The 25204-nt window shown below is 39.7% G+C and carries 43 protein-coding genes (1 of these 43 only partly in view); 41 read left to right on the top strand and 2 right to left on the bottom strand.

Annotated elements, in window-relative coordinates; all coding sequences use genetic code 11:
- Nucleotides 1–23: 23 nt before the first annotated feature.
- The 40 genes from tuf (at nt 24) to LMD38_RS25420 (ending at nt 23233) form a co-directional block, all read left to right on the top strand.
- A complete protein-coding gene (gene tuf, locus LMD38_RS25615; RefSeq protein WP_001029615.1) occupies nt 24–1211 on the top strand; it encodes an elongation factor Tu in 1188 nt (395 codons plus the stop codon).
- Between the two features lie 400 nt (nt 1212–1611).
- Nucleotides 1612–1920 (top strand): 30S ribosomal protein S10, encoded by a 309-nt coding sequence (gene rpsJ / locus LMD38_RS25610; protein ID WP_001040596.1) that lies wholly within the window; start codon nt 1612–1614, stop codon nt 1918–1920.
- Nucleotides 1921–1954: 34 nt separating this feature from the next.
- Nucleotides 1955–2587: a 50S ribosomal protein L3 gene (gene rplC / locus LMD38_RS25605; protein WP_073531215.1), complete on the top strand. Its 633-nt coding sequence runs from the start codon at nt 1955–1957 to the stop codon at nt 2585–2587.
- 25 nt (nt 2588–2612) lie between these two features.
- Entirely contained in the window at nt 2613–3236 is a 624-nt protein-coding gene (gene rplD, locus LMD38_RS25600) for a 50S ribosomal protein L4 (protein WP_001127258.1), read from the top strand.
- Entirely contained in the window at nt 3236–3526 is a 291-nt protein-coding gene (gene rplW, locus LMD38_RS25595) for a 50S ribosomal protein L23 (protein WP_001205558.1), read from the top strand. Before rplD ends, rplW begins: the two co-directional genes overlap by 1 nt.
- Nucleotides 3527–3554: 28 nt before the next feature.
- On the top strand, nt 3555–4385 hold the full coding sequence (rplB, locus tag LMD38_RS25590; protein WP_000511580.1) for a 50S ribosomal protein L2: 831 nt from the start codon (nt 3555–3557) through the stop codon (nt 4383–4385).
- Between the two features lie 60 nt (nt 4386–4445).
- Complete coding sequence (rpsS, locus tag LMD38_RS25585) at nt 4446–4724, top strand: 30S ribosomal protein S19 (protein ID WP_000124453.1); 279 nt, start codon at nt 4446–4448, stop codon at nt 4722–4724.
- 17 nt (nt 4725–4741) lie between these two features.
- Nucleotides 4742–5083, top strand: coding sequence for a 50S ribosomal protein L22 (rplV, locus tag LMD38_RS25580; RefSeq protein WP_001148024.1), 342 nt, complete (start codon nt 4742–4744; stop codon nt 5081–5083).
- 3 nt (nt 5084–5086) lie between these two features.
- A complete protein-coding gene (gene rpsC, locus LMD38_RS25575) occupies nt 5087–5746 on the top strand; it encodes a 30S ribosomal protein S3 (protein ID WP_000529956.1) in 660 nt (219 codons plus the stop codon).
- Nucleotide 5747: 1 nt separating this feature from the next.
- Entirely contained in the window at nt 5748–6182 is a 435-nt protein-coding gene (gene rplP, locus LMD38_RS25570) for a 50S ribosomal protein L16 (protein ID WP_000928971.1), read from the top strand.
- The gene (gene rpmC, locus LMD38_RS25565) at nt 6172–6372 is read left to right on the top strand and encodes a 50S ribosomal protein L29 (protein WP_000855718.1); all 201 of its coding nucleotides are present in this window, start codon (nt 6172–6174) and stop codon (nt 6370–6372) included. Before rplP ends, rpmC begins: the two co-directional genes overlap by 11 nt.
- 20 nt (nt 6373–6392) lie before the next feature.
- Nucleotides 6393–6656, top strand: a complete 264-nt coding sequence (rpsQ, locus tag LMD38_RS25560) for a 30S ribosomal protein S17 (protein ID WP_000004106.1) — start codon at nt 6393–6395, stop codon at nt 6654–6656.
- 43 nt (nt 6657–6699) lie between these two features.
- Nucleotides 6700–7068: a 50S ribosomal protein L14 gene (rplN, locus tag LMD38_RS25555; RefSeq protein WP_000615912.1), complete on the top strand. Its 369-nt coding sequence runs from the start codon at nt 6700–6702 to the stop codon at nt 7066–7068.
- A gap of 38 nt (nt 7069–7106) precedes the next feature.
- Nucleotides 7107–7418, top strand: a complete 312-nt coding sequence (gene rplX / locus LMD38_RS25550; protein WP_000558200.1) for a 50S ribosomal protein L24 — start codon at nt 7107–7109, stop codon at nt 7416–7418.
- A gap of 26 nt (nt 7419–7444) precedes the next feature.
- On the top strand, nt 7445–7984 hold the full coding sequence (gene rplE, locus LMD38_RS25545; RefSeq protein WP_001080827.1) for a 50S ribosomal protein L5: 540 nt from the start codon (nt 7445–7447) through the stop codon (nt 7982–7984).
- 33 nt (nt 7985–8017) lie between these two features.
- Nucleotides 8018–8203, top strand: coding sequence for a 30S ribosomal protein S14 (gene rpsN, locus LMD38_RS25540; RefSeq protein ID WP_001085700.1), 186 nt, complete (start codon nt 8018–8020; stop codon nt 8201–8203).
- 29 nt (nt 8204–8232) lie between these two features.
- A complete protein-coding gene (gene rpsH, locus LMD38_RS25535) occupies nt 8233–8631 on the top strand; it encodes a 30S ribosomal protein S8 (RefSeq protein ID WP_000245511.1) in 399 nt (132 codons plus the stop codon).
- A 32-nt stretch (nt 8632–8663) separates the two neighbouring features.
- On the top strand, nt 8664–9203 hold the full coding sequence (gene rplF, locus LMD38_RS25530) for a 50S ribosomal protein L6 (RefSeq protein WP_000086558.1): 540 nt from the start codon (nt 8664–8666) through the stop codon (nt 9201–9203).
- A gap of 31 nt (nt 9204–9234) precedes the next feature.
- Nucleotides 9235–9597: a 50S ribosomal protein L18 gene (gene rplR / locus LMD38_RS25525; RefSeq protein ID WP_000628816.1), complete on the top strand. Its 363-nt coding sequence runs from the start codon at nt 9235–9237 to the stop codon at nt 9595–9597.
- Between the two features lie 21 nt (nt 9598–9618).
- Nucleotides 9619–10119 (top strand): 30S ribosomal protein S5, encoded by a 501-nt coding sequence (gene rpsE, locus LMD38_RS25520; protein WP_000554646.1) that lies wholly within the window; start codon nt 9619–9621, stop codon nt 10117–10119.
- A 13-nt stretch (nt 10120–10132) separates the two neighbouring features.
- Complete coding sequence (rpmD, locus tag LMD38_RS25515) at nt 10133–10315, top strand: 50S ribosomal protein L30 (protein ID WP_001085234.1); 183 nt, start codon at nt 10133–10135, stop codon at nt 10313–10315.
- Between the two features lie 33 nt (nt 10316–10348).
- Nucleotides 10349–10789 (top strand): 50S ribosomal protein L15, encoded by a 441-nt coding sequence (gene rplO, locus LMD38_RS25510; protein ID WP_000766080.1) that lies wholly within the window; start codon nt 10349–10351, stop codon nt 10787–10789.
- Nucleotides 10789–12090: a preprotein translocase subunit SecY gene (gene secY / locus LMD38_RS25505; protein ID WP_000490114.1), complete on the top strand. Its 1302-nt coding sequence runs from the start codon at nt 10789–10791 to the stop codon at nt 12088–12090. The genes rplO and secY overlap by 1 nt, the downstream gene beginning before the upstream one ends.
- A gap of 56 nt (nt 12091–12146) precedes the next feature.
- Nucleotides 12147–12797 carry an adenylate kinase gene (locus LMD38_RS25500; RefSeq protein WP_001048996.1) on the top strand — a complete coding sequence of 217 codons (651 nt, stop codon included), beginning with the start codon at nt 12147–12149 and terminating at the stop codon, nt 12795–12797.
- A complete protein-coding gene (gene map, locus LMD38_RS25495; protein ID WP_000582539.1) occupies nt 12797–13543 on the top strand; it encodes a type I methionyl aminopeptidase in 747 nt (248 codons plus the stop codon). The genes LMD38_RS25500 and map overlap by 1 nt, the downstream gene beginning before the upstream one ends.
- Before the next feature lie 68 nt (nt 13544–13611).
- Nucleotides 13612–13830 carry a translation initiation factor IF-1 gene (infA, locus tag LMD38_RS25490; protein WP_001029884.1) on the top strand — a complete coding sequence of 73 codons (219 nt, stop codon included), beginning with the start codon at nt 13612–13614 and terminating at the stop codon, nt 13828–13830.
- Nucleotides 13831–13865: 35 nt separating this feature from the next.
- Nucleotides 13866–13979 (top strand): 50S ribosomal protein L36, encoded by a 114-nt coding sequence (gene rpmJ / locus LMD38_RS25485; RefSeq protein ID WP_000868344.1) that lies wholly within the window; start codon nt 13866–13868, stop codon nt 13977–13979.
- Between the two features lie 21 nt (nt 13980–14000).
- Complete coding sequence (rpsM, locus tag LMD38_RS25480) at nt 14001–14366, top strand: 30S ribosomal protein S13 (protein WP_000090789.1); 366 nt, start codon at nt 14001–14003, stop codon at nt 14364–14366.
- Between the two features lie 24 nt (nt 14367–14390).
- Nucleotides 14391–14780, top strand: coding sequence for a 30S ribosomal protein S11 (gene rpsK, locus LMD38_RS25475; protein ID WP_000101799.1), 390 nt, complete (start codon nt 14391–14393; stop codon nt 14778–14780).
- A 180-nt stretch (nt 14781–14960) separates the two neighbouring features.
- Nucleotides 14961–15905: a DNA-directed RNA polymerase subunit alpha gene (locus LMD38_RS25470; RefSeq protein ID WP_000569643.1), complete on the top strand. Its 945-nt coding sequence runs from the start codon at nt 14961–14963 to the stop codon at nt 15903–15905.
- A 35-nt stretch (nt 15906–15940) separates the two neighbouring features.
- The gene (gene rplQ, locus LMD38_RS25465; protein ID WP_000331490.1) at nt 15941–16303 is read left to right on the top strand and encodes a 50S ribosomal protein L17; all 363 of its coding nucleotides are present in this window, start codon (nt 15941–15943) and stop codon (nt 16301–16303) included.
- Nucleotides 16304–16406: 103 nt separating this feature from the next.
- Nucleotides 16407–17249 (top strand): energy-coupling factor ABC transporter ATP-binding protein, encoded by an 843-nt coding sequence (locus LMD38_RS25460; RefSeq protein WP_061183205.1) that lies wholly within the window; start codon nt 16407–16409, stop codon nt 17247–17249.
- Nucleotides 17225–18106 (top strand): energy-coupling factor ABC transporter ATP-binding protein, encoded by an 882-nt coding sequence (locus tag LMD38_RS25455; protein WP_061183204.1) that lies wholly within the window; start codon nt 17225–17227, stop codon nt 18104–18106. The genes LMD38_RS25460 and LMD38_RS25455 overlap by 25 nt, the downstream gene beginning before the upstream one ends.
- Nucleotides 18094–18888, top strand: a complete 795-nt coding sequence (locus tag LMD38_RS25450; protein ID WP_001186536.1) for an energy-coupling factor transporter transmembrane component T family protein — start codon at nt 18094–18096, stop codon at nt 18886–18888. Before LMD38_RS25455 ends, LMD38_RS25450 begins: the two co-directional genes overlap by 13 nt.
- Before the next feature lie 14 nt (nt 18889–18902).
- Complete coding sequence (truA, locus tag LMD38_RS25445; RefSeq protein ID WP_011039908.1) at nt 18903–19646, top strand: tRNA pseudouridine(38-40) synthase TruA; 744 nt, start codon at nt 18903–18905, stop codon at nt 19644–19646.
- Nucleotides 19647–19798: 152 nt separating this feature from the next.
- The gene (gene rplM, locus LMD38_RS25440) at nt 19799–20236 is read left to right on the top strand and encodes a 50S ribosomal protein L13 (RefSeq protein WP_001260793.1); all 438 of its coding nucleotides are present in this window, start codon (nt 19799–19801) and stop codon (nt 20234–20236) included.
- Between the two features lie 21 nt (nt 20237–20257).
- Nucleotides 20258–20650 carry a 30S ribosomal protein S9 gene (gene rpsI, locus LMD38_RS25435; protein WP_000079986.1) on the top strand — a complete coding sequence of 131 codons (393 nt, stop codon included), beginning with the start codon at nt 20258–20260 and terminating at the stop codon, nt 20648–20650.
- Between the two features lie 162 nt (nt 20651–20812).
- Complete coding sequence (locus LMD38_RS25430; RefSeq protein ID WP_001101006.1) at nt 20813–21241, top strand: YbaK family protein; 429 nt, start codon at nt 20813–20815, stop codon at nt 21239–21241.
- 66 nt (nt 21242–21307) lie between these two features.
- A complete protein-coding gene (cwlD, locus tag LMD38_RS25425) occupies nt 21308–22021 on the top strand; it encodes an N-acetylmuramoyl-L-alanine amidase CwlD (protein WP_000822436.1) in 714 nt (237 codons plus the stop codon).
- A gap of 144 nt (nt 22022–22165) precedes the next feature.
- Nucleotides 22166–23233, top strand: a complete 1068-nt coding sequence (locus LMD38_RS25420) for an Mrp/NBP35 family ATP-binding protein (RefSeq protein ID WP_061183203.1) — start codon at nt 22166–22168, stop codon at nt 23231–23233.
- 56 nt (nt 23234–23289) lie between these two features.
- On the opposite strand, the gene gerD is transcribed toward LMD38_RS25420, so the two are convergent.
- Nucleotides 23290–23907 (bottom strand): spore germination protein GerD, encoded by a 618-nt coding sequence (gene gerD, locus LMD38_RS25415; RefSeq protein ID WP_000827521.1) that lies wholly within the window; start codon nt 23905–23907, stop codon nt 23290–23292.
- A 139-nt stretch (nt 23908–24046) separates the two neighbouring features.
- Between gerD and kbaA the strand changes: the two genes are divergently transcribed.
- Entirely contained in the window at nt 24047–24658 is a 612-nt protein-coding gene (kbaA, locus tag LMD38_RS25410) for a KinB signaling pathway activation protein KbaA (protein WP_016716249.1), read from the top strand.
- A gap of 104 nt (nt 24659–24762) precedes the next feature.
- Here kbaA and pdaB read toward each other — a convergent pair whose 3' ends face one another.
- On the bottom strand, nt 24763–25204 hold the 3' portion of the coding sequence (gene pdaB, locus LMD38_RS25405) for a polysaccharide deacetylase family sporulation protein PdaB (RefSeq protein WP_000464707.1). The gene runs 323 nt beyond the window's last position; only the last 442 of its 765 coding nucleotides appear in the window; the start codon falls outside the window, past its right edge; it ends in the stop codon at nt 24763–24765.

Here is a 25204-nt window from a genome sequence, read left to right as displayed (position 1 = left end):
TATAAACTAAGGAGGAATTTAGAATGGCTAAAGCTAAATTCGAACGTTCTAAACCCCATGTTAACATCGGTACAATCGGCCACGTTGACCATGGTAAAACTACATTAACTGCTGCGATCACTACAGTTCTTGCAAAAGCTGGTGGTGCTGAAGCACGCGGATACGATCAAATCGATGCTGCTCCAGAAGAAAGAGAGCGCGGTATCACAATCTCAACTGCACACGTTGAGTACGAAACTGAAACTCGTCACTATGCACACGTTGACTGCCCAGGTCACGCTGACTATGTTAAAAACATGATCACTGGTGCTGCTCAAATGGACGGCGGTATCTTAGTAGTATCTGCTGCTGATGGCCCAATGCCTCAAACTCGTGAGCACATCCTTCTTTCTCGTCAAGTAGGTGTACCTTACATCGTTGTATTCTTAAACAAATGCGACATGGTAGACGACGAAGAATTATTAGAATTAGTAGAAATGGAAGTTCGCGACCTATTATCTGAATACGGATTCCCAGGCGACGACATTCCTGTAATCAAAGGTTCTGCTCTTAAAGCTCTTCAAGGAGAAGCTGATTGGGAAGCAAAAATCATTGAATTAATGGCTGAAGTTGATGCTTACATCCCAACTCCAGAACGTGAAACTGACAAACCATTCTTAATGCCTGTAGAGGATGTATTCTCTATCACAGGTCGTGGTACAGTTGCTACTGGTCGTGTTGAGCGCGGTATCGTTAAAGTTGGTGACGTTGTAGAAATCATCGGTCTTGCTGAAGAAAATGCTTCTACAACTGTAACTGGTGTAGAAATGTTCCGTAAACTTCTTGACCAAGCTCAAGCTGGTGACAACATCGGTGCTTTACTTCGTGGGGTTGCTCGTGAAGACATCCAACGTGGACAAGTACTTGCAAAAAGCGGTTCTGTAAAAGCTCACGCTAAATTCAAAGCTGAAGTTTTCGTATTATCTAAAGAAGAAGGTGGACGTCACACTCCATTCTTCGCTAACTACCGTCCACAGTTCTACTTCCGTACAACTGACGTAACTGGTATCATCCAATTACCAGAAGGTACTGAAATGGTAATGCCTGGTGACAACGTAGAAATGACTATCGAACTTATCGCTCCAATCGCTATCGAAGAGGGAACTAAATTCTCTATTCGTGAAGGTGGACGTACAGTAGGTTACGGCGTAGTTGCTACTATCGTTGAGTAATCTTAACTGATATAAAAAACCCCGAGGGATTTTCCCTTGGGGTTTTTGTTTGCATTTATATAATGAACAAAATGATTGTTTCATATTTTGACGAGTTTCTTCTATAGTAATGTAAAATCATCAAAACCGAAATCCAGAAACTGTAAAATGAATTCTGCTAGATGAAAACTTGAAATTCTTTAAAGTGCCATGTATAATAGCAAAAGTAGAGAAAAGCAGATGCAAACAAAAAGATGCTTGCATCTAGACGAATAACATTGTATAATAGACAATGTTGGTCTTTGACTGCGATGAAGTGGAAGGTTGCTGACACACCCGGCCGCTTTGCCATGGCATGGTGTGAGGAAATTTCCATGGAGAAGGTCTATTTTAGAAATAGGCGAACGAAGGAGGGAAAATAATGGCAAAAGAAAAAATTCGTATCCGTTTAAAAGCTTACGATCACCGTATTCTTGATCAGTCAGCTGAGAAAATTGTAGAAACAGCTAAGCGTTCTGGGGCAACAGTTTCTGGTCCGATCCCATTACCAACTGAAAAAACTGTTTACACAATTCTTCGTGCTGTTCATAAGTACAAAGATTCTCGTGAGCAATTCGAAATGCGCACGCACAAACGTCTAATCGACATCGTGAGTCCTACTCCACAAACAGTAGATTCATTAATGCGTTTAGACTTACCATCTGGTGTAGATATCGAAATCAAACTATAATTTATATAACTTAAAAATGTAGGAGGTGTAACTCATGACCAAAGGAATCTTAGGAAGAAAGATCGGTATGACTCAAGTATTTGCTGAGAACGGTGAGTTAATCCCAGTAACAGTTATCGCTGCTAATCCAAACGTTGTTCTTCAAAAGAAAACAACTGAAACTGATGGCTACAACGCAATTCAGTTAGGATTTGAAGATAAGCGTGAAAAGTTAACTAACAAACCTGAACAAGGCCACACTGCTAAAGCATCTACAACTCCTAAGCGCTTCATTCGCGAAATCCGCGATGCAGACGTGGACGGATTAGAGGTTGGTCAAGAGGTAAAAGTTGACGTATTCGCTGCAGGTGAAATCGTTGATGTAACAGGAATTTCTAAAGGTAAAGGTTTCCAAGGTGTTATCAAACGCCACGGACAATCTCGCGGACCTATGTCTCATGGTTCTCGCTATCACCGTCGTCCAGGTTCAATGGGCCCAGTTGCTCCGAACCGTGTATTCAAAGGCAAAAAACTTGCTGGACGTATGGGTGGAGACCAAGTTACTATCCAAAACTTAGAAATCGTTCAAGTTGACACTGAGCGCAACTTATTACTAGTAAAAGGTAACGTTCCAGGTGCTAAGAAATCTCTTGTAGTTGTTCAAGGCGCTGTGAAGGTTAGCAAATAATTCACAATAGGAAGGAGGAATTCCAATGCCAAAAGTTACTGTATATAACCAAACTGGTTCACAGGTTGGTGAAATCGAATTAGCTGAAGCTATTTTCGGTATCGAACCAAATGAAGCTGTACTTTTCGAAGCTGTAATGATGCAACGTGCATCTTTACGTCAAGGTACACACAAAGTAAAAACTCGCTCTGAAGTTCGCGGTGGTGGTCGTAAACCATGGCGTCAAAAAGGAACTGGACGTGCTCGTCAAGGGTCTATCCGCTCTCCTCAATGGCGTGGTGGTGGTACGGTATTCGGACCTACACCAAGAAGCTATGCGTACAAACTTCCTAAGAAAGTTCGTCGTTTAGCAATCAAATCTGCATTAGCTACTAAAGTAGTTGAGAACAACATTGTAGTTCTTGAAGACCTAGTGTTAAATGCACCAAAAACAAAAGATATGCTAGCAGTACTTAAAGGATTAACTGTTGAGAAGAAAGCTCTTATCGTAACTGCTGATGCAAACGAATCTGTAGAGTTATCTGCTCGCAATATCCCTGGAGTAACAGTAATCACTGCTGATGGCGTAAACGTTTTAGACGTGCTTCATCATGATAAGCTAATCATGACAAAAGCGGCAGTGGAAAAAGTAGAGGAGGTGCTTGCATAATGAGAGATCCTCGTGATATCATTAAGCGCCCAGTTATCACTGAACGTTCTATGGAAATGATGGCTGAAAAAAAATACACGTTCGATGTGGACGTTAAATCTAATAAAACAGAAGTTAAAGATGCTCTAGAAGCGATCTTTGGTGTTAAAGTAGAAAAAGTGAACATCATGAACTACAAGCCGAAAGCAAAACGCGTTGGTCGTCACGCTGGTTTTACTAGCCGTCGTCGTAAAGCAATCGTTAAGCTAACTGCTGACAGCAAAGAAATCGAAATCTTCCAAGGCGTTTAATTCTTACTAAAGAAGGAGGGAAATTGAGATGGGAATTAAAAAGTATAATCCAACTACTAACGGTCGTCGTAACATGACTACGAATGATTTCGCTGAAATCACGACTGACAGACCCGAAAAGTCTTTACTTGCTCCTTTAAGCAAAAAGGCTGGTCGTAATAACCAAGGTAAAATCACTGTACGTCATCAAGGTGGCGGACATAAGCGTCAATACCGTATCATCGACTTCAAACGTAACAAAGATGGAATTCCAGGACGCGTTGCTACGATCGAATACGATCCAAACCGCTCTGCGAATATCGCATTAATTAACTACGTTGACGGTGAAAAACGTTACATTCTTGCTCCTAAGAACTTAGAAGTAGGTATGGAAATTATGTCTGGCGCTGAAGCTGACATTAAAATCGGTAACGCATTACCATTAATCAACATTCCAGTAGGTACTGTTGTTCATAACATCGAGCTTAAACCAGGTCGTGGTGGACAATTAGTTCGTTCTGCTGGTACATCTGCACAAGTACTTGGTAAAGAAGGTAAATACGTTCTTGTACGTTTAACTTCTGGTGAAGTGCGTCTTGTATTATCTGCTTGTCGTGCAACTGTAGGTCAAGTTGGTAACGAGTCACACGAACTTATCAAGATCGGTAAAGCTGGTCGCTCTCGCTGGTTAGGTAAGCGCCCAACTGTTCGTGGTTCTGTAATGAACCCAGTTGATCACCCACACGGTGGTGGTGAAGGACGTTCACCAATCGGACGTAAGTCTCCAATGTCTCCATGGGGTAAACCAACTCTTGGATTCAAAACTCGTAAGAAAAACAAAGCGTCTGACAAATTCATCGTTCGTCGTCGTAAAAAATAATGGGATTGTAGTACGGTTCACTTTAAGAACCGTACGGCAATCACGAAGGGAGGCACCAAAATGGCTCGTAGCTTGAAAAAAGGACCATTTGTCGATGATCATTTAATGAGTAAAATTGCAAAGCTAAATGAAACTGAGCAAAAGCAAGTTGTTAAAACTTGGTCTCGTCGTTCAACGATCTTCCCTCAGTTCATCGGTCACACAATCGCTGTATATGACGGTCGTAAACATGTACCTGTATATGTTACTGAAGACATGGTAGGCCACAAGTTAGGTGAATTCGCACCAACTCGTACGTATAAAGGTCATGATGCTGACGATAAGAAAACTAGAAGATAATGAGAGGAGGCACTTCAATGCAAGCTAAAGCAGTAGCGAGAACAGTTCGTATTGCTCCTCGTAAAGTTCGTTTAGTTGTAGACTTAATCCGAGGTAAGCAAGTGGGTGAAGCGATTGCTATCCTTAACCACACACCAAAAACTGCTTCTCCAGTTGTAGAAAAAGTTTTAAAATCTGCAATCGCAAATGCAGAGCACAATTATGAAATGGACATTAACAACTTAGTTGTTGAGAAAGTTTTCGTTGACGAAGGTCCAACGTTAAAACGTTTCCGTCCACGTGCAATGGGTCGTGCAAGCCAAATTAACAAACGCACAAGCCACATCACAGTTGTGGTATCAGAAAAGAAGGAGGGATAATCGATGGGTCAAAAGGTTAATCCAATTGGTCTTCGTGTCGGCGTTATCCGTGACTGGGAATCTCGTTGGTTCGCTGAGAAAGATTACGCTACATTATTACATGAAGACATCAAAATCCGTGAGTACATTAATGTACGCTTAAAAGATTCTGCTGTTGCTAAAGTAGAAATCGAACGTGCAGCAAATCGTGTAAATGTTACAATTCACACTGCAAAACCTGGTATGGTAATTGGTAAAGGTGGTACTGAAGTTGAAGCACTTCGTAAAGCTCTTAACCAATTAACAGGCAAGCGTGTACACATCAACATTTTAGAAGTTAAGAGAGCTGATCTTAACGCTAAATTAGTAGGCGAAAACATCGCTCGTCAATTAGAAAACCGTGTATCATTCCGTCGTGCACAAAAGCAAGTTATTCAACGTGCTATGCGTGCAGGTGCTAAAGGTATTAAAACACAGGTTTCTGGTCGTCTTGGCGGAGCTGATATCGCTCGTGCAGAATCTTACAGTGAAGGAACTGTTCCACTTCATACACTTCGCGCTGATATTGACTATGCAGCAGTTGAAGCTGATACAACATACGGTAAATTAGGCGTAAAAGTATGGATCTACCGTGGAGAAGTCCTTCCTACAAAAAAGAAAGCTTCTGAGGAAGGAGGAAAATAATATGTTAATGCCAAAACGCGTAAAATATCGTAGAGAGCATCGTGGTAAAATGCGTGGTCGTGCTAAAGGTGGAACTGAAGTAGCTTTCGGTGAATTCGGTTTACAAGCACAAGCTGCTTCATGGATTACAAACCGTCAAATCGAAGCTGCTCGTCGTGCAATGACTCGTTACATGAAACGTGGCGGTAAAGTATGGATTAAAATTTTCCCTTCTAAACCTTACACTGCAAAACCTCTAGAAGTACGTATGGGTTCCGGTAAAGGGGCACCAGAAGGCTGGGTAGCAGTAGTAAAACCTGGGAAAATTATGTTCGAAATCGCGGGTGTATCTGAAGAGGTAGCACGCGAAGCATTACGTCTTGCAGCTCACAAGTTACCTGTGAAATGTAAATTCGTAAAACGTGAAGAAAATGGTGGTGAATCTAATGAAAACTAATGATATTCGTGAATTAACCACTGCCGAAATCGAAACAAAAGTTAAAGCTTTAAAGGAAGAGTTGTTTAATCTTCGCTTCCAACTTGCTACAGGACAATTAGAGAATCCAACTCGCATTCGTGAAGTGCGTAAGGCAATTGCTCGTATGAAAACTGTAGTTCGTGAAAGAGAGATCGGAATTAATCGATAAATTGAGGGGAGGTTTGCATAGTGAGCGAACGTAACCAACGCAAAGTTTATACTGGTCGTGTAGTGTCTGACAAAATGGACAAAACGATTACAGTTTTAGTTGAAACTTACAAAACTCATTCCTTGTACGGAAAACGTGTTAAGTATTCTAAGAAGTACAAAGCCCATGATGAGCAAAACCAAGCGAAACTTGGCGATATCGTAAAAATCATGGAAACTCGCCCGCTTTCTGCTACTAAGCGTTTCCGTTTAGTTGAAATCGTTGAAGAAGCGGTTATTATCTAAATAGACGAATCGGAATTTTTAGTCCGAAGGGAGGTTTCATAACATGATCCAACAAGAATCTCGTTTGAAAGTTGCTGACAACTCTGGTGCACGTGAACTTTTAACAATTAAAGTATTAGGCGGCTCTGGTCGTAAATATGCTAACATTGGTGACATTATCGTTGCTACGGTAAAACAAGCAACACCAGGTGGCGTTGTTAAAAAAGGTGACGTTGTTAAAGCAGTAGTAGTACGTACGAAGAGCGGTGCTCGTCGTCCGGATGGTTCTTACATCAAATTTGATGAAAACGCAGCGGTTATCATTAAAGACGATAAGAGCCCACGTGGTACTCGTATCTTCGGACCAGTAGCTCGTGAATTACGTGATAGCAACTTCATGAAGATCGTTTCTTTAGCTCCAGAAGTTCTATAATTTAAGGTATTGCCTTGCTAAGGAGGTGCAGAATTAAGATGCATGTAAAAAAAGGTGATAAAGTACAGGTAATCACTGGTAAAGACAAAGGAAAACAAGGCGTTATCCTTGTGGCTTTCCCAAAGCAAAACCGTGTTATCGTTGAGGGTGTTAACATCGTTAAGAAGCACTCTAAGCCATCTCAATTAAATCCACAAGGTGGAATTATTACTAAAGAGGCACCTATTCACGTTTCTAACGTTATGATTTTAGATCCGAAAACAGGTGAACCTACTCGCGTAGGCTTCAAGGTAGAAGATGGTAAAAAAGTTCGTATTGCAAAAAAATCTGGTGAATTATTAGATAAATAATTTTCTTAAGAAAGGAGGTCACTTCATTGAATCGCCTTAAAGAGAAGTTCCAAAAGGAAATTACTCCTGCTCTAATGAGCAAGTTTAACTATAAATCTGTAATGCAGGTACCAAAAATCGAAAAGATCGTAATCAACACTGGTGTTGGTGACGCGGTATCTAACTCAAAAGCTTTAGACAACGCAGTAGAAGAATTAACACAAATCGCAGGTCAAAAACCTGTTGTAACTCGTGCTAAAAAATCAATCGCTGGTTTCCGTCTTCGTGAAGGTATGCCAATCGGTGCGAAAGTAACTTTACGCGGCGAGCAAATGTATGAGTTCTTCGATAAATTAGTATCAGTTTCTTTACCACGTGTACGTGATTTCCGTGGTGTTTCTAAGAAATCATTCGATGGTCGTGGAAACTATACATTAGGTGTTAAAGAGCAACTTATTTTCCCTGAGATTGATTATGATAAAGTAAGCAAAGTCCGCGGTATGGACATCGTAATCGTTACTACAGCGAACACTGATGAAGAAGCTCGTGAACTTTTAACACAATTCGGTATGCCATTCCAAAAATAATGGAAGCCAACGCTAAGTAGAGGAGGCGAAAACGTGGCTAAAAAATCTATGATTGCGAAACAAAAGCGTACTCCTAAGTTTAAAGTACAAGAGTATACACGTTGCGAACGCTGCGGTCGTCCGCATTCTGTATACCGCAAATTTAAACTTTGCCGTATTTGTTTCCGTGAACTTGCATATAAAGGTCAAATTCCTGGTGTTAAAAAAGCTAGTTGGTAAAACCCACAAATGGGAAGGAGGTAAAACACATGGTGATGACAGATCCAATTGCAGACATGCTTACTCGCATCCGTAATGCGAACATGGTACGTCATGAGAAATTAGAGGTTCCTGCTTCTAAAATCAAAAAAGAGATCGCTGAACTTTTAAAACGTGAAGGTTTCATTCGTGATGTAGAATACATCGAGGATAACAAACAAGGTATCCTTCGTATTTTCCTGAAATATGGTGCAAACAACGAACGTGTAATCACTGGATTAAAACGTATCAGTAAACCTGGCTTACGCGTTTACGCTAAAGCTGACGAAGTACCACGTGTACTTAACGGATTAGGTATCGCTCTTGTTTCTACATCTAAGGGAGTAATGACAGACAAAGACGCTCGTCAATTACAAACTGGTGGAGAAGTAGTAGCATACGTTTGGTAATATATATTTAAAACGAACGGAGGTGTGACCACATGTCTCGTATTGGTAAAAAGATTCTTGAAATCCCTGCAGGTGTTACTATTACAGTTGCAGAAGACAATACTGTAACAGTAAAAGGCCCTAAAGGTGAATTAACTCGTACTTTCAATGCTGATATGCTTATCAAAATTGAAGAGAATACATTAACAGTTGAGCGTCCATCTGAACAGAAGGAACACCGTGCATTACACGGTACAACTCGTGCTTTAATTGGAAACATGGTTGAAGGTGTAACTGAAGGTTTCGCACGCGGACTTGAATTAGTCGGTGTTGGTTACCGTGCTCAAAAACAAGGTGATAAACTTGTATTAAGCGTAGGTTATTCTCATCCAGTAGAAATGACTCCGGAAGCAGGTCTTGAAGTTGAAGTACCTGCACCAACTAAGATCGTAATCAAAGGTATCGACAAGCAACGTGTTGGCGAATTCGCTGCTAACATCCGTGCTGTACGTGCTCCTGAGCCTTACAAAGGTAAAGGTATTCGTTACGAAGGCGAAGTTGTTCGTCGTAAAGAAGGTAAAACTGCTAAGTAAACCCGTTAGGTGAGAGAAAGGAGTGACAAGAATGATCACTAAAGCTGATAAAAATGCGACTCGTAAGAAAAGACATGCGCGTGTACGTGCTAAACTTACTGGTACTGCAGAACGTCCACGTTTAAACGTGTTCCGTTCTAACCAACATATTTACGCTCAAGTTATTGATGATGTAAATGGTGTAACGTTAGTAAGTGCATCTACTCTTGATAAAGACCTTGCTCTTAACGGTACTAGCAATATTGAAGCTGCTACGAAAGTTGGAGAATCAGTTGCTAAGCGTGCTGTAGAGAAAGGCGTTAAAGAAGTAGTATTTGATCGCGGTGGTTACTTATACCATGGCCGTGTTAAAGCTCTAGCTGAAGCTGCTCGTGAGGCTGGATTACAATTTTAATGGTCAAAGGAGGGAAAATTGATGCATCGCATTGACCCAAGTAAATTAGAACTTGAAGAACGTGTAGTTACGATAAATCGTGTCGCGAAAGTTGTTAAGGGTGGTCGTCGTTTCCGCTTTGCTGCACTAGTTGTAGTTGGCGATAAAAACGGTCATGTTGGATTCGGTACTGGTAAAGCACAAGAGGTACCAGACGCAATCCGCAAAGCTATCGAAGACGCTAAGAAAAACTTAATCGCTGTACCATTAGTTGGTACAACAATTCCACACACAATCAACGGTCATTTTGGAGCTGGTGAAGTATTCTTAAAGCCTGCTGCTGAGGGTACTGGTGTTATTGCTGGTGGACCTGTTCGTGCGGTCCTTGAATTAGCAGGTGTACAAGATATTCTTTCGAAATCTCTTGGTTCTAACACACCAATCAACATGATTCGCGCTACTGTGAACGGATTAAGCGAACTTAAGCGCGCTGAAGATGTTGCAAAATTACGCGGTAAATCTGTAGAAGAGCTACTAGGTTAAGGAGGGAAAACAAATGGCGAAAAAGTTAGAAATTACCCTCACTCGTAGTGTAATTGGTCGTCCACAAGATCAACGTGCGACGGTAGAAGCTTTAGGTCTTAAAAAGTTGAATTCAACTGTAGTTAAGGAAGAAACTCCTGCTATTCTTGGTATGATCAACAAAGTTTCTCACCTTGTAACTGTAAAAGAAGCTTAAGGATAACTCATTAATATAAGGAGGTGCCTGGGAATGAAACTTCATGAATTAAAACCTGCAGAAGGTTCTCGTAAAGTACGTAACCGTGTCGGTCGTGGTATCGGTTCTGGTAACGGTAAAACTGCTGGTAAAGGTCATAAAGGACAAAACGCACGTTCTGGCGGCGGTGTTCGTCTTGGCTTCGAAGGTGGTCAAACTCCATTATTCCGTCGTTTACCAAAACGCGGCTTCACAAACATTAACCGTAAAGAGTTTGCTATTGTAAACTTATCAACGTTAAATCGTTTTGAAGATGGTACAGAAGTAACACCTGAATTATTGCTGGAAACTGGCGTTATCAGCAAATTAAACGACGGTGTTAAAATTCTTGCAAGCGGCGCAGTAGAGAAAAAACTAACTGTTAAAGCGCACAAGTTCTCTTCAAGTGCTAAAGAAGCAATTGAAGCAGCTGGCGGATCAGTTGAGGTGATCTAATGTTTCGTACAATCTCCAACTTTATGCGCGTTGCTGAGATAAGACGTAAAATATTATTCACTTTAGCGATGTTAATCGTATTCAGGATTGGCACGTTTATCCCCGTGCCATTTACAAATGGAGACGTACTGAAGGCACAAGATCAATTAAATGCTTTAGGTATTCTAAATACATTTGGCGGTGGAGCCTTGAAAAACTTCTCCATCTTTGCGATGGGAATCATGCCGTATATTACAGCATCCATCATCGTGCAATTATTGCAGATGGATGTTGTTCCTAAATTTTCGGAATGGGCGAAGCAAGGTGAAATGGGCCGTCGTAAATTAACGCAATTCACGCGTTATTTTACAATTGTTCTTGCGTTTATTCAGGGGTTTGGTATGTCAATCGGTTTTAACGGTATGGTAGGTGGACAATTAATTTTGAATCCTGGTTGGAGCACTTATTTATACATTGCTACGGTACTGACTGCTGGTACTGCATTTTTAATGTGGTTAGGTGAACAGATTACAGCTAAAGGTGTAGGTAATGGTATTTCCATCCTAATCTTTGGTGGTATTGCCGCAGCGATCCCAAGTGTTATATCTCAAGTGTATCAGCAACAGTTTCAAAATATCGGAGATCAATTGTTCATGAGTATCGTTAAAGTTGCATTGATCTTACTAGCTGTGTTAGCAGTTATTGTGGGTGTTATTTTCATTCAACAGGCTGTTAGAAAGATCCCAATTCAATATGCGAAGCGTGTAACAGGAGGAAATGGTGGTTATGCTGGAGCACAAAACACACATTTACCGCTTAAGGTAAATAGTGCTGGTGTTATTCCAGTAATTTTTGCTGTTTCATTCTTAATTACGCCTCCGACTATTGCACAGTTCTTCCCGAAACATGATGTATCGCAGTGGATTATTGCAAACTTTAACTATTCTCACCCAGTGGGAATGATCATATATGTTGCGCTCATTGTAGCCTTCACATATTTCTATGCGTTTGTTCAGGTTAATCCAGAGCAAATGTCAGAGAATCTAAACAAACAAGGTGGATATGTTCCAGGTATTCGTCCGGGTAAGAATACAGAACAATATCTAACAAAAATCTTGTATCGTTTGACCTTTGTAGGATCAATTTTCCTAGCAGCGATTGCAATCTTACCAGTTATCTTTACGAAGCTGGGAAATCTTCCTCCATCTGCACAGATCGGTGGAACGAGTATGTTAATCGTTGTCGGCGTTGCTTTAGAAACAATGAAGCAACTAGAAAGCCAACTGGTAAAACGCCATTACAAAGGGTTTATCAAGCAGTGAGTAAGTGGGAAGTATTGTCTTCCCTACATGCTCATGTACTCTGAGGGGGAACAAGGATGAACTTAATTTTAATGGGGCTTCCTGGTGCTGGTAAAGGTACACAAGCCGAACAGATTGTTGCCAAGTATAACATCCCTCACATCTCAACAGGAGATATGTTCCGTGCAGCTATGAAGGCTGAAACTGAAATGGGTTTACAAGCAAAATCTTTTATTGATAAAGGTGCACTTGTTCCAGATGAAGTTACAATCGGAATCGTTCGTGAACGTTTAAGCCAAGAAGACTGCGTAAGAGGCTTCTTATTAGATGGTTTCCCACGAACTGTTGCACAAGCATCAGCTCTTGAAGAGATTATGAAAGATCTTGGCAAAAAAATCGACTATGTTTTAAACATTAATGTGGATTCAGGGTTGTTATTAAAGCGCCTTACAGGCCGTCGCATTTGTAAAGAGTGCGGTGCGACTTACCACTTAGAATTCAATCCGCCAGCAAAAGCTGACGTGTGCGATAAATGTGGTGGCGAATTATATCAACGCTCTGATGACAATGAAGAAACTGTAGCAAATCGCTTAGATGTAAATATTAAGCAAACTAAACCTTTGCTTGATTTCTACGAGGAGCTTGGTTACTTACAAAGCATTAATGGTGAGCAAGATATCAATAAAGTATTTGCTGATATCGATGTTCTCATCGGAGGCTTAGCGTAATGATAATCTGCAAAACTCCTCGCGAGATAGAAATCATGCGAGAAGCTGGCAGGATCGTTGCTTTAACTCATCAAGAGTTAAAACAGCACATTACTCCAGGAATTACAACGAAAGAGCTCGATCAAATAGCGGAAAAGACGATTCAAAAATATGGTGCTACGCCATCTTTTAAAGGATACAACGGATTTCCGGGGAGCATATGTGCTTCTGTAAATGAAGAGCTTGTACACGGAATTCCAGGGAAGCGCAAGCTCAAAGAGGGCGATATCATCAGTATCGATATTGGTGCGAAATACAATGGGTACCATGGAGATTCTGCATGGACGTATCCAGTTGGAAACATTTCTGAATCTGTTCAAAAGCTACTTGATGTCACAGAAAAATCGTTGTATCTTGGTCTAGAACAAGTAAAACCAGGCGAGAGATTATCAAATATCTCACATGCGGTTCAAACCCATGCTGAAGAGAATGGATTCTCGATCGTTAGGGAGTATGTTGGTCACGGAATCGGGCAAGACTTACATGAGGACCCTCAAATCCCGCACTATGGTCCACCAAATAGAGGCCCTAGATTAAAGCCGGGAATGGTCATCTGTGTTGAGCCGATGGTGAATCAAGGAAGACGATATGTAAAAACACTATCTGATGACTGGACAGTGGTAACGGTAGATGGTAAATGGTGTGCCCATTTTGAGCACACGATTGCTCTTACAGAAGCAGGATACGAAATCCTTACCACTTTATAAGTAGCTGGCTCTCCGGGATTTCAGAGCAGTGTAAAATGTTACTGATTTGAAGAAGGGAGAACTATTGAATGGCTAAAGATGATGTAATTGAAGTCGAAGGTACCGTTCTTGAAACGTTGCCAAATGCTATGTTCAAAGTAGAATTAGAGAATGGGCATGTCGTATTGGCTCACGTTTCTGGTAAAATCCGTATGAACTTCATTCGTATTTTACCAGGAGACAAAGTTACGGTAGAATTATCTCCGTACGATTTAAATCGTGGTCGTATTACGTACCGTTTTAAATAATATAGCACTCCGTAATCTTTAAGGAGGTTCGAGACATGAAAGTAAGACCGTCAGTTAAACCAATCTGCGAAAAATGTAAAGTTATTCGTAGACGTGGAAAAGTAATGGTTATTTGTGAAAACCCTAAACATAAACAAAAACAAGGTTAATCAGAAGGAGGTGCATTCGGAATGGCACGTATCGCAGGTGTAGATATTCCTCGTGACAAACGCGTTGTTATTTCTTTAACTTACGTATTCGGCATTGGTCGCACAACTGCTGAAAAAATTCTTGCTGAAGCTGGTGTTTCTGAAGAAACACGAGTTCGTGATTTAACGGAAGACGAATTAGGACGTATCCGTGATATCATCGATCGTATTAAAGTTGAGGGAGACCTTCGTCGTGAAGTATCTCTTAACATCAAACGTCTAATGGAGATCGGTTCTTACCGTGGTCTTCGTCACCGTCGTGGTTTACCAGTTCGTGGTCAAAACTCTAAAAACAATGCTCGTACACGTAAAGGTCCACGTCGTACAGTAGCAAATAAAAAGAAATAATAAGTAAAGGAGGTTGAACTAACAATGGCACGTAAAACAAACACTCGTAAAAAACGTGTGAAAAAGAATATTGAAGCTGGTGTAGCTCATATTCGTTCTACTTTCAACAACACAATCGTAACACTTACAGATACTCACGGTAACGCGCTTTCTTGGTCTAGTGCTGGTGCACTTGGTTTCCGTGGATCTCGTAAATCTACTCCATTCGCTGCGCAAATGGCTGCTGAAACTGCTGCTAAAGCTGCAATGGAGCACGGTTTAAAAACTTTAGAGGTTACTGTTAAAGGTCCTGGTGCTGGTCGTGAAGCTGCAATTCGTGCTCTTCAAGCTGCAGGTCTAGAAGTAACAGCAATTAGAGATGTTACTCCAGTTCCTCATAATGGATGTCGTCCACCAAAACGTCGTCGTGTGTAATTTTTCTGTATAGAATTTTCCCTTTTGTCTATAATGGATATGATGCATTATCGAGAAATTTCGTACAGAAACATCGCTTGTTGTGCACAATCGGGAACTGCCTAAGGGGGACTTTCGGTTAGACAGGGGTTATACCTTTGTTTAACCGGGGTTTCGACGTTTTGAAGGAGGGTTTAGTTAATGATTGAAATCGAAAAGCCGAAAATCGAAACGGTTGAACTTAACGAAGATGCTAAATATGGTAAATTCGTAATTGAACCGCTTGAGCGTGGATATGGTACTACGTTGGGTAACTCCTTACGTCGTATTCTTTTATCTTCACTCCCTGGTGCCGCTGTTACTGCTATCCAAATCGATGGCGTATTACATGAATTTTCAACAGTTGAGGGCGTAGTAGAAGACGTTACAACGATCATCTTAAACTTGAAAAAGTTAGCTCTTAAAATCTACTCTGAAGAAGAGAAGACGTTGGAAATTGATGTGCAGGGCGAAGGTATTGTCACAGCTGCTGATATTACTCACGATAGTGATGTAGAAATCTTAAATCCAGATTTACACATTGCAACGTTAGCAAAAGATGCGCATTTCCGCGTGCGTTTAACTGCAAAGCGTGGCCGTGGGTATACGCCAGCTGATGCAAATAAAAGCGAAGATCAACCAATAGGAGTAATTCCTATTGATTCTATTTATACTCCAGTATCACGTGTGACTTACCAAGTGGAAAAGACACGTGTCGGACAAGTGGCTAATTATGATAAGCTTACGCTTGATGTATGGACGGATGGAAGCATCGGGCCAAAAGAAGCTATCTCTTTAGGTGCCAAAATCTTAACTGAGCATTTAAATATCTTTGTTGGTTTAACTGATGAAGCACAAAATGCTGAGATTATGGTCGAGAAGGAAGAAGATCAAAAAGAGAAAGTTCTTGAGATGACTATCGAAGAACTAGACCTTTCTGTTCGTTCTTATAATTGCCTAAAACGTGCAGGAATTAATACTGTACAAGAGCTTGCGAACAAAACAGAAGAAGATATGATGAAAGTTCGTAACTTAGGACGTAAATCCTTAGAAGAAGTTAAACATAAACTTGAGGAATTAGGTTTAGGTTTACGTAAAGATGACTGAGGATTTAAACCCATCAACAAAGGAGGGAACTACGAATGGCATACAGAAAATTAGGCCGTACAAGTGCGCAACGTAAAGCTATGTTACGTGACTTAGCTACTGATTTAATTATCAACGAGCGCATCCAAACGACAGAAACTCGTGCAAAAGAACTTCGTTCTGTAGTGGAAAAAATGATCACTTTAGGTAAACGCGGAGATCTTCATGCTCGTCGTCAAGCAGCAGCTTTCATTCGCAATGAAGTAGCTAACGCTGAGACTGGTCAAGATGCACTTCAAAAACTATTCGCTGATGTAGCTCCACGCTATGCTGAGCGCCAAGGCGGATACACTCGTATTGCAAAAATTGGTCCACGTCGCGGAGACGCAGCACCAATGGTAATTATCGAGTTAGTATAATGATAATTAAAAGGGCAGGACAGTTCTTTTCAAGAAACTGGTCATGGCCCTTTTTTTTAAATATAAAAATAGGCTTACTTGGCGAAGGAAAGGGTGCCTTGTATTGAAAAAAGAGAAACTTCGGACAGAAAATATATCATTTCAATATCCTGGTGCAGCCACTTATGCATTAAAAGATGTTTCATTCTCCTTATATGAAGGTGAATGGGTATCTGTTATTGGACAAAACGGTTCTGGGAAGTCTACACTTGCAAAATTATTGAATGGTTTGTTTTTGCCGGAAGCAGGGACAATTACAGTAAATGATACAATGGTTTTGTCAGAGGAAACGGTATGGGATGTTCGAAAACAAATTGGGATGGTATTTCAAAATCCAGATAATCAATTTGTTGGAACAACAGTGCAAGATGACGTTGTCTTTGGTTTAGAGAATATCGGAATGCCAAGAGAGCAAATGGTAGAAAGATTAGATCAGGCCTTACGACTAGTCCGTATGGAAGATTTTCTTAATGATGAGCCACATTCGTTATCTGGTGGGCAAAAGCAGCGAGTAGCAATAGCAGGCGTTTTAGCACTTCAGCCATCTATTTTGATATTAGATGAAGCAACGTCAATGCTAGACCCTCAAGGGAGACGTGAAGTGGTAGAAACGGTTAGACAACTTGTTAATGGAAAAGGTATTACCGTGTTATCAATTACGCATGATTTAGAAGAAGCGGCACAGTCAGACCGTGTCATTATTTTAAATAAGGGAGAGATATTAGAGGAAGGGACTCCAGAACAAATTTTCAAGTCCTCTCATATGCTCCAAGAAATTGGATTAGATGTACCATTTTCAGTGAAAATAGCAGAATTATTAAAAAGAAATGAAATTCTCTTGCAAAATACGCATCTTACAATGGAAAGCTTGGTGAACGAACTTTGGAGATTACATTCCAAAAAGTAGAACATCGTTATCAACATAAAACTCCATTTGAAAGACGCGCACTTTATGATGTAGACGTGTCGTTTCCAAGTGGGGGCTATTATGCCATTATCGGTCATACTGGTTCAGGTAAGTCGACGATGATTCAACATTTAAATGGTTTATTGCAGCCGACAAATGGCACAGTTCAAATTGGTGAACATTTCATTTCGGCAGGAAAGAAAGAAAAAAAGCTAAAGCCACTACGTAAAAAGGTAGGGGTTGTCTTTCAATTCCCAGAACATCAGTTGTTTGAAGAGACTGTAGAGAAAGATATTTGCTTCGGACCTACTAATTTTGGTGTATCTGTAGAAGAAGCGAAGCAAAAGGCAAGAGAGGCAATTGAACTTGTAGGGTTAGAACCAGAACTGTTATTACGTTCACCATTTGAGTTAAGTGGTGGGCAAATGAGGCGTGTTGCGATAGCAGGCGTATTAGCGATGGAACCCGAAGTGCTTGTATTAGATGAACCTACAGCAGGACTAGATCCAAAAGGGCAAAATGAACTTATGGAGATGTTTTATAAGCTACATAAGGAGAAAGGCCTTACAGTTATCCTTGTAACGCATAATATGGAGGATGCTGCTAAATATGCCGAGCAGATTGTAGTCATGCATAAAGGAACGGTCTTTTTGCAAGGAAGTGCAGAGGAAGTATTTTCACATGCTGATGAACTAGAGAAAATTGGCGTGGACCTTCCTATGTCTTTAAAGTATAAACGTGCAATTGAAGAGAAGTTTGGCATTTCAATCCCAAAGGCTACCTTATCTTTAGAGGATCTTACTCATGAAGTTGTGCAGGTGTTACGAAAAGGTGGTCATGAATCATGCAGCAGTTGATTATTGGAAGATATATTCCAGGGAATTCTCTTATTCATCAACTTGATCCACGTACGAAGCTGCTGATTGTCTTTTTATATGTATTTGTTGTTTTCTTAGCAAATAATGCGATTTCATATGGATTTTTATTTTTATATGCACTCATTGCTTTATTTTTTGCAAAAGTGCCGATTCGTTATGTACTTTCGGGCTTAAAACCAATTCTATGGATTTTTCTGTTTACATTTTTCCTGCATATTTTAACAAATAAAGAAGGGGAAGTACTATTCCAGCTTGGTTGGTTTTCGATACATGAAAAAGGATTAGAGCAAGGAATATACATTTCTATACGATTCTTCGTTATTATTTTAATGACGACATTATTAACGTTAACGACGACACCTATTGAGATTACAGATGGTTTGGAGACGTTATTAAAGCCGTTGAAGCGTATAAAAGTTCCTGTTCATGAAATCGCATTAATGATGTCAATTTCTCTTCGTTTTATCCCGACATTAATGGATGAAACGAGTAAAATAATGAAGGCACAATCGTCACGTGGTATTGATTTTGCAGGGGGACCGATAAAAGATAGGATGAAAGCTATCATTTCACTACTCGTTCCTCTATTCATCAGTGCTTTTAAGCGTGCAGAGGACTTAGCAATTGCTATGGAAGCCCGTGGATATCAAAGTGGCGAAGGACGTACTAAATTCAGGCAACTACGCTGGAAAACAAGCGATACAGTAACAATTATAAGCTTACTTTGTTTAGCTTGTATTTTGGCATGGGTGCGATCGTAATGGAGAATAAAGAAATGGATAGAATAAAATGTACGGTTGCATATGATGGCATGCACTTTTGTGGTTATCAAATTCAACCGCAGCATCGTACTGTTCAACAAGAAATAGAGAAAGCTTTACAGAAATTGCATAAAGGGGAACTTGTCCGTGTTCAGGCATCGGGCAGAACAGATTCTACTGTTCATGCTAAAGGACAAGTGATACACTTTGATACACCGTTGTCTCTTGAAGAGTGGCAATGGAACAATGCATTAAACACAATGTTACCAGATGATATTGTTATCACACAGGTAGAGAAAAAAACAGAAGAATTTCACGCACGTTACGGTGTCGAGAGAAAAGAATATCGTTATCGTGTATTATTATCAAAGACTGCGGATGTATTCCGTAGAAATTACGTATATCAATATCCATATCCGCTCGAAATAAACGCTATAAGAAAAGCGATCCCTTATTTTATTGGAACGCATGATTTCACTTCTTTTTGTTCGGCAAAAACTGACAAAAAAGATAAAGTGAGAACAATTTATGAAATCGAGCTAATTGAGCAGGACGACGAATTAATTTTTCGTTTTGTAGGTAATGGATTTTTATATAATATGGTCAGGATTATTGTTGGTACGTTACTGAGCGTAGGGCAAGGAAAGCTTGATCCGGATAGCATTCCAGAGATTTTAGCGAAACAAAATCGTCAGTTTGCTGGAAAGATGGCTCCTGGTCATGGGCTTTATTTATGGCAGGTAAACTATAACAACTAATCCTGGTGTAACATTTGCTTGACATTAGAAACTCAAAAGTATATCATAACATATGGTATTGTTTCTAAAACCACGATTAGCCCCGGAAGGAAATCGTGTTTAAGATAAACAATAGATTTTTTCTATGGAAAAGATAACGAGGAGGGAAACACATGCGTACGACTTTTATGGCAAAAGCTAACGAAGTTGAGCGTAAATGGTATGTGGTTGATGCTGAAGGTCAAACTTTAGGTCGCCTTGCTAGTGAAGTAGCATCCATTTTACGTGGTAAAAACAAACCTACATTTACACCACACGTTGACACGGGTGATCATGTAATTATTATTAACGCTGAGAAAATTCATTTAACAGGTAATAAATTAAACGATAAAATTTACTACCGTCACACTAACCACCCAGGTGGACTTAAACAAAGAACAGCTCTTGAAATGCGTACAAACTACCCTGTACAAATGTTAGAGCTTGCAATTAAAGGCATGCTTCCAAAAGGACGCTTAGGCCGTCAAGTTTCTAAGAAACTAAACGTGTATGCTGGAGCAGAGCATCCACACCAAGCACAAAAACCAGAAGTTTACGAACTTCGCGGATAATCAATTAAAGGAGGGCTTACTTTGGCACAGGTTCAATACTATGGCACTGGACGTCGTAAGAGTTCAGTAGCGCGCGTACGCCTAGTTCCAGGCGAAGGACGCGTTATCATTAACGGTCGTGATTTTGAAAACTATATCCCATTTGCTGCATTACGTGAAGTAGTGAAACAACCTCTAGTTGCAACAGAAACTTTAGGTAACTACGATGTACTTGTAAACGTAAATGGTGGTGGATACACTGGTCAAGCTGGTGCTATTCGTCACGGTATTTCTCGCGCTTTATTAAAAGCTGATCCAGAATACCGTCTAACACTAAAACGTGCAGGTCTATTAACTCGTGACGCACGTATGAAAGAGCGTAAAAAATACGGTCTTAAAGGCGCACGTCGTGCACCTCAGTTCTCAAAACGTTAATTTTTGCGAACTACAAACCCCAACCATTTTGGTTGGGGTTTTTTTATGTTTCATTCCTCTTTTGTAATTTTTGTAGTTTGGAATATTTTAGTGCTATCCTCTCGCGTATGCTTCTTCTTTAGAAGTTTAGACTAATACGTATTAGGGAGGTTTATAAGTACTATGAATGTCATTGTCAGCTTACAAGAAAAACAAAAAGAAAAGCAGTTGAAATATGAGCGGAAGATGCTGCGGGAATTATCATTAAAAACATTACGTTCAAATATTAGAGATGCCTTTCAGATGCAGGAACTTCATCGTCAGTATGAAGATTACTGCATTGAATTAGGGATAGAATCGTATTTATTAGGAGCGAGATATAGTAAATTTGGCTATTATGGCGAATCGTTCTTTGATGTGAAATATAGGGCCTTAGAAGAAGAGCAACAATTAACGGAAACACTATTTCAATTTTTAACGAGCATGACTATGCGGGAAATTAAATTACAAGATGAGGAATTACTTTTTGAATCTTGCCAGCAGTTTATCGGCTTATGGTGGCAGGAAGGATATGAAAAAGGTGAAAGAAGATATCGATTAAAGCTTCATTAAGACAAGCATAAACTTTCCTCTTGTCCCATATAAGTAATTAGAGGGACTAGCTGGAGGAGGAAAGGTATGAAGAGAATTCGAATTATCTCTTTTGCACTCGCTGCGGTTATTTTGTTTTTTTTAGTCAAACAAGAATTTCAAATTACAAAATCGTGGCGAGCTTGGAATTTACCCTTATCAGGGAAAGTAATCGTATTAGATGCTGGGCATGGTGGACCAGACGGAGGGGCTGTTGGTGGCAAGGATATTGTAGAAAAAGATATTACGCTTGAGATCACAAAGAAGGTGCAAGATTATTTACAAGAGCAAGGTGCACTAGTTATTTTAACGCGTGAGGGAGATTATGATTTAGCCCAGAAAGATACAAAGTCATATAGTAGACGTAAAGCAGAAGATTTAAAAAAACGTGTAGAGATTATTAATAAACCCGATGTAGACTTTTTTGCAAGTATCCATTTAAATGCTTTAACTAGTAGTGGATCGAAGGGCGCACAAACGTTCTATTACCGTTCTTCAATTGAAAATGAACGTGCTGCGAAATTTATACAAGCTGAGTTGAGAACGAGTTTAGAGAATACAAATCGTTCTGCTAAAACAATTTCTCATGTGTATTTATTAAAGTATGCGAAAACACCAGGCGCTTTAATTGAAGCTGGCTTTTTATCGAATGTAAATGAAAGGTATATGTTAAATTCGGAGAAATATCAGCAAAAGGTAGCAGCTGCAGTATATCGTGGTATATTACGTTATTTCACGGAAAAAGGAAATCCTCCAGAATAAGGAGGATTTTTTTGCGTTTCTCTCGTTAACGAAGTTTTCCGAAAATATGTTATACTGGAAATGTAAACGCATTTATTTCAAAAGTAAAGAGAGATATATTTAATTAACATTATGTTATTTTTCATACAGGGGGCTGGGCTAATTATGGTAACGAAAGAGCAAGTAGTGGAAGCGTTAGAAGGGATTGTAGATCCGTTTTTACATAAAACGTTAAAAGAAACAGGGGCAATTAAAGAGGTGACAGTCAAGCCTGAGAAGGAACATGTAAGTGTTAAAATTGCAATCGTAAAAACCGGTACAGCGGAACAAATGCAATTGCAATCTGGAATTGTAAAGTTAGTGAAAGAACTAGGAGCAGCAACAGTAGGGCTTCGCTTTGCAGAATTTACAGAAGAGGAATTAGCTCAGTTTGCACCAGAACAAGAAGAAGAGCAAACTGAATCTTTATTGTCACCAAATTCGAAAACGACATTTTTAGCAGTGGCGAGTGGAAAAGGTGGAGTAGGGAAATCAACAGTTTCTGTTAATCTTGCTATTGCTCTAGCTCGTCTAGGGAAAAAAGTTGGTATCATTGATGCCGATATTTATGGTTTTAGCGTACCTGATATGATGGGGATAGAAAAACGCCCTGTAGTAAGAGGAGATAAAATCATTCCAGTGGAGCGTCTAGGTGTAAAGGTAATCTCAATGGGGTTCTTTGTAGAAGATAATGCACCGGTTATTTGGAGAGGACCTATGCTTGGGAAAATGTTAAATCATTTCTTTACAGAAGTAGAATGGGGCGATTTAGATTATTTAGTTTTAGATTTACCACCAGGTACAGGTGATGTTGCGCTAGACTTACATTCGATGCTACCAGCTTGTAAAGAGATTATTGTCACAACACCGCATCCAACAGCGGCATTTGTAGCAGCACGTGCTGGAGCAATGGCTTTACGTACAGAACATAGTATTCTTGGTGTTGTTGAGAATATGGCTTATTTTAAAAGTAAAACAACTGGCGAAAAAGAATATGTGTTTGGAAGAGGTGGAGGAGATAAACTAGCTACAGAACTTCAAACAGAAGTACTTGGCCGAATCCCGCTTCAACAACCTGATTGGAATAAAGAAGATTTTGCGCCGTCAGTATATGAAGATACGCATACGACAGGTCTTATTTATCGCACAATAGCTGAAACGGTAATTGATAAAACAACTGTTGCGCAAAAATAAAATAATAATGAGTGGATGATACATATATTGTCCACTCATTATTATCGTTATTATTTTTACTGCTGTTCCTTTTTACCTTCTTGGGAACCACCTTCACCGCCGGCTTCCTTTTTATCAGAACCACTTTTTTCGGCTTTTTGGACACCTTTACTAATAATATCAATCATCTTAGCTTGGAAGAGTGGGCTTTCAGCAGTTTCTGTTAGTACTTGTTGTAAATATTGACGGTATTCTTTGCTCTTCATCGTTTGTAACATCATTTTTTCTACTTCAGGGTTTTTCATAATTTCCATGACGCCTGCTTGGTATTCAGGGTCTTTTAGTAATGTTTTCATTAAGGCTGTTTGTTCTTTTCCCATACTTTTAGCGAATTTCGATGAGAACTCAGGGTCTTTAAAGAGCTTTTCCCAGAATTGTTGCCCTTTATCGGATACCATTGCATCTTCAATCGTTTTCTTTACTACTGTTTCATCTAGTATGAGTGCTTGTTTCATTTTTTCATCAGTTAACACATCTTGAATGGCTTTCTTACCTTGATCGGTTTTTAAAATATCAACAATCATTTTCTTCGTTTGATCATAATCAAGTTCGGACTTTGCTTCTTTTTCTTGTGCACATGCTACAAGTACAAGAAATAGAAAAGAAGAAGTCAAAACGAGCAGCATCCGTTTCATAAGTTGGAACTCCTTTCAGCACAGTTCTCTCTTTTTAATATAAATATCTTTAAGGAATTTATACATGAACATGGCTAGCTTTTTGAAATTGTCATTGATACAATTTAATTAGAAATATAAGGATAATGGGGGATGTGTTGTGAATAGCCGCAAGTGGGTACGACTATTTTTTACGACGTTGTTTCTTGGTGGGGTTAGTACAGTCATTATTGGATTTGTTTTAGAGTGGGACAAGTACGCTAAATTTTTTCAAAATTTCGACGGAAAGGAAATTTTGGCAGTCTCCTTCTGGTTGATGGGTGTAGGATTTATTTTTAGTGTGATAAGTCAAATGGGGTTCTTTGCTTATTTAACAATCCACCGTTTTGGACTGGGAATGTTTCGATCGTCTTCTTTATGGAATATAGTCCAGCTCTTCTTTATTGCATTCGTTTTATTTGATTTTGTGTATTTAAGATCGGTATTGATTGCAAATGGGGAAGTTTCATTAGGGAATAACATACTTGTTGCTGGTGTGTTATTTATGTTTGGTGCCATCGTTGCTTATATAAAAAGTAAGGAAACGAATAAAAAGGCATTTGTGCCAGCTTTGTTCTTTATGGTCGTTGTAACAATTCTTGAGTGGGTACCAGCACTTCGAATTAATGATACAGATTGGTTATATTTAATGGTGATACCACTTTTATTATGTAATGCATATCAGTTACTTATATTACATCGTTTAATTGGAAAGGCGAGTAAGTCGGCCTAATTAAGAGAGTTTTTACGCAGGGTAGTTGTACGAATGGAAATATCGGGATAAAAAAAGCTCTATTACCTGAACGAAAGGTAGTAGAGCTTTTTATGTGTGAAAAATTATTGGACATCTTTACTTTTCGTACTTGTGTTGGAAATAAGTTGTGATACGGATATTTGTTCATAGCCGTCACTCTTTAATTTCTGTAGAAGCAGTGGTAAAGCTTTATTTGTTTGAAGAGCAGAATCGGATGCATGTAATAAGACGATATCTCCACCTTTTAGATTATTAGAGACGGTGGAAACGATATTGTTTACGCCAGGGTTTTTCCAATCGTTTGAGTTATTACTCCAATGAACGACAGTGTATCCGAGTGATTCTGCTATTTTAAGTGTTGCCTTGTTAAAGTCTCCACTAGGTGGACGCAATAGTTTAATTTGTTTCACGCCGAGTTTTGTAAAAACATCTTGTGCTCGCAGAAGATCTCTTCGTATTTCATTTGCCTCTAGAGAAGTGTAGGACGTGTAATTATAACCCATACTACCGATTTCATGTCCATCT

Origin of the sequence: Bacillus pacificus (genome assembly GCF_020861345.1) — a bacterium.
GTDB lineage: Bacteria > Bacillota > Bacilli > Bacillales > Bacillaceae_G > Bacillus_A > Bacillus_A pacificus.
This window is presented reverse-complemented; position numbering and strand designations above follow the sequence as displayed.

Bases quoted from the DNA above. Each gene is read 5' to 3' on its own strand.
- tuf (WP_001029615.1), top strand. From the start codon at position 24: ATGGCTAAAGCTAAATTCGAACGTTCTAAACCCCATGTTAACATCGGT.
- rpsJ (WP_001040596.1), top strand. From the start codon at position 1,612: ATGGCAAAAGAAAAAATTCGTATCCGTTTAAAAGCTTACGATCACCGT.
- rplC (WP_073531215.1), top strand. From the start codon at position 1,955: ATGACCAAAGGAATCTTAGGAAGAAAGATCGGTATGACTCAAGTATTT.
- rplD (WP_001127258.1), top strand. From the start codon at position 2,613: ATGCCAAAAGTTACTGTATATAACCAAACTGGTTCACAGGTTGGTGAA.
- rplW (WP_001205558.1), top strand. From the start codon at position 3,236: ATGAGAGATCCTCGTGATATCATTAAGCGCCCAGTTATCACTGAACGT.
- rplB (WP_000511580.1), top strand. From the start codon at position 3,555: ATGGGAATTAAAAAGTATAATCCAACTACTAACGGTCGTCGTAACATG.
- rpsS (WP_000124453.1), top strand. From the start codon at position 4,446: ATGGCTCGTAGCTTGAAAAAAGGACCATTTGTCGATGATCATTTAATG.
- rplV (WP_001148024.1), top strand. From the start codon at position 4,742: ATGCAAGCTAAAGCAGTAGCGAGAACAGTTCGTATTGCTCCTCGTAAA.
- rpsC (WP_000529956.1), top strand. From the start codon at position 5,087: ATGGGTCAAAAGGTTAATCCAATTGGTCTTCGTGTCGGCGTTATCCGT.
- rplP (WP_000928971.1), top strand. From the start codon at position 5,748: ATGTTAATGCCAAAACGCGTAAAATATCGTAGAGAGCATCGTGGTAAA.
- rpmC (WP_000855718.1), top strand. From the start codon at position 6,172: ATGAAAACTAATGATATTCGTGAATTAACCACTGCCGAAATCGAAACA.
- rplN (WP_000615912.1), top strand. From the start codon at position 6,700: ATGATCCAACAAGAATCTCGTTTGAAAGTTGCTGACAACTCTGGTGCA.
- rplX (WP_000558200.1), top strand. From the start codon at position 7,107: ATGCATGTAAAAAAAGGTGATAAAGTACAGGTAATCACTGGTAAAGAC.
- rpsH (WP_000245511.1), top strand. From the start codon at position 8,233: ATGGTGATGACAGATCCAATTGCAGACATGCTTACTCGCATCCGTAAT.
- rplF (WP_000086558.1), top strand. From the start codon at position 8,664: ATGTCTCGTATTGGTAAAAAGATTCTTGAAATCCCTGCAGGTGTTACT.
- rplR (WP_000628816.1), top strand. From the start codon at position 9,235: ATGATCACTAAAGCTGATAAAAATGCGACTCGTAAGAAAAGACATGCG.
- rpsE (WP_000554646.1), top strand. From the start codon at position 9,619: ATGCATCGCATTGACCCAAGTAAATTAGAACTTGAAGAACGTGTAGTT.
- rpmD (WP_001085234.1), top strand. From the start codon at position 10,133: ATGGCGAAAAAGTTAGAAATTACCCTCACTCGTAGTGTAATTGGTCGT.
- rplO (WP_000766080.1), top strand. From the start codon at position 10,349: ATGAAACTTCATGAATTAAAACCTGCAGAAGGTTCTCGTAAAGTACGT.
- secY (WP_000490114.1), top strand. From the start codon at position 10,789: ATGTTTCGTACAATCTCCAACTTTATGCGCGTTGCTGAGATAAGACGT.
- LMD38_RS25500 (WP_001048996.1), top strand. From the start codon at position 12,147: ATGAACTTAATTTTAATGGGGCTTCCTGGTGCTGGTAAAGGTACACAA.
- map (WP_000582539.1), top strand. From the start codon at position 12,797: ATGATAATCTGCAAAACTCCTCGCGAGATAGAAATCATGCGAGAAGCT.
- infA (WP_001029884.1), top strand. From the start codon at position 13,612: ATGGCTAAAGATGATGTAATTGAAGTCGAAGGTACCGTTCTTGAAACG.
- rpmJ (WP_000868344.1), top strand. From the start codon at position 13,866: ATGAAAGTAAGACCGTCAGTTAAACCAATCTGCGAAAAATGTAAAGTT.
- rpsM (WP_000090789.1), top strand. From the start codon at position 14,001: ATGGCACGTATCGCAGGTGTAGATATTCCTCGTGACAAACGCGTTGTT.
- rpsK (WP_000101799.1), top strand. From the start codon at position 14,391: ATGGCACGTAAAACAAACACTCGTAAAAAACGTGTGAAAAAGAATATT.
- LMD38_RS25470 (WP_000569643.1), top strand. From the start codon at position 14,961: ATGATTGAAATCGAAAAGCCGAAAATCGAAACGGTTGAACTTAACGAA.
- rplQ (WP_000331490.1), top strand. From the start codon at position 15,941: ATGGCATACAGAAAATTAGGCCGTACAAGTGCGCAACGTAAAGCTATG.
- LMD38_RS25450 (WP_001186536.1), top strand. From the start codon at position 18,094: ATGCAGCAGTTGATTATTGGAAGATATATTCCAGGGAATTCTCTTATT.
- truA (WP_011039908.1), top strand. From the start codon at position 18,903: ATGGATAGAATAAAATGTACGGTTGCATATGATGGCATGCACTTTTGT.
- rplM (WP_001260793.1), top strand. From the start codon at position 19,799: ATGCGTACGACTTTTATGGCAAAAGCTAACGAAGTTGAGCGTAAATGG.
- LMD38_RS25430 (WP_001101006.1), top strand. From the start codon at position 20,813: ATGAATGTCATTGTCAGCTTACAAGAAAAACAAAAAGAAAAGCAGTTG.
- cwlD (WP_000822436.1), top strand. From the start codon at position 21,308: ATGAAGAGAATTCGAATTATCTCTTTTGCACTCGCTGCGGTTATTTTG.
- LMD38_RS25420 (WP_061183203.1), top strand. From the start codon at position 22,166: ATGGTAACGAAAGAGCAAGTAGTGGAAGCGTTAGAAGGGATTGTAGAT.
- gerD (WP_000827521.1), bottom strand. From the start codon at position 23,907: ATGAAACGGATGCTGCTCGTTTTGACTTCTTCTTTTCTATTTCTTGTA.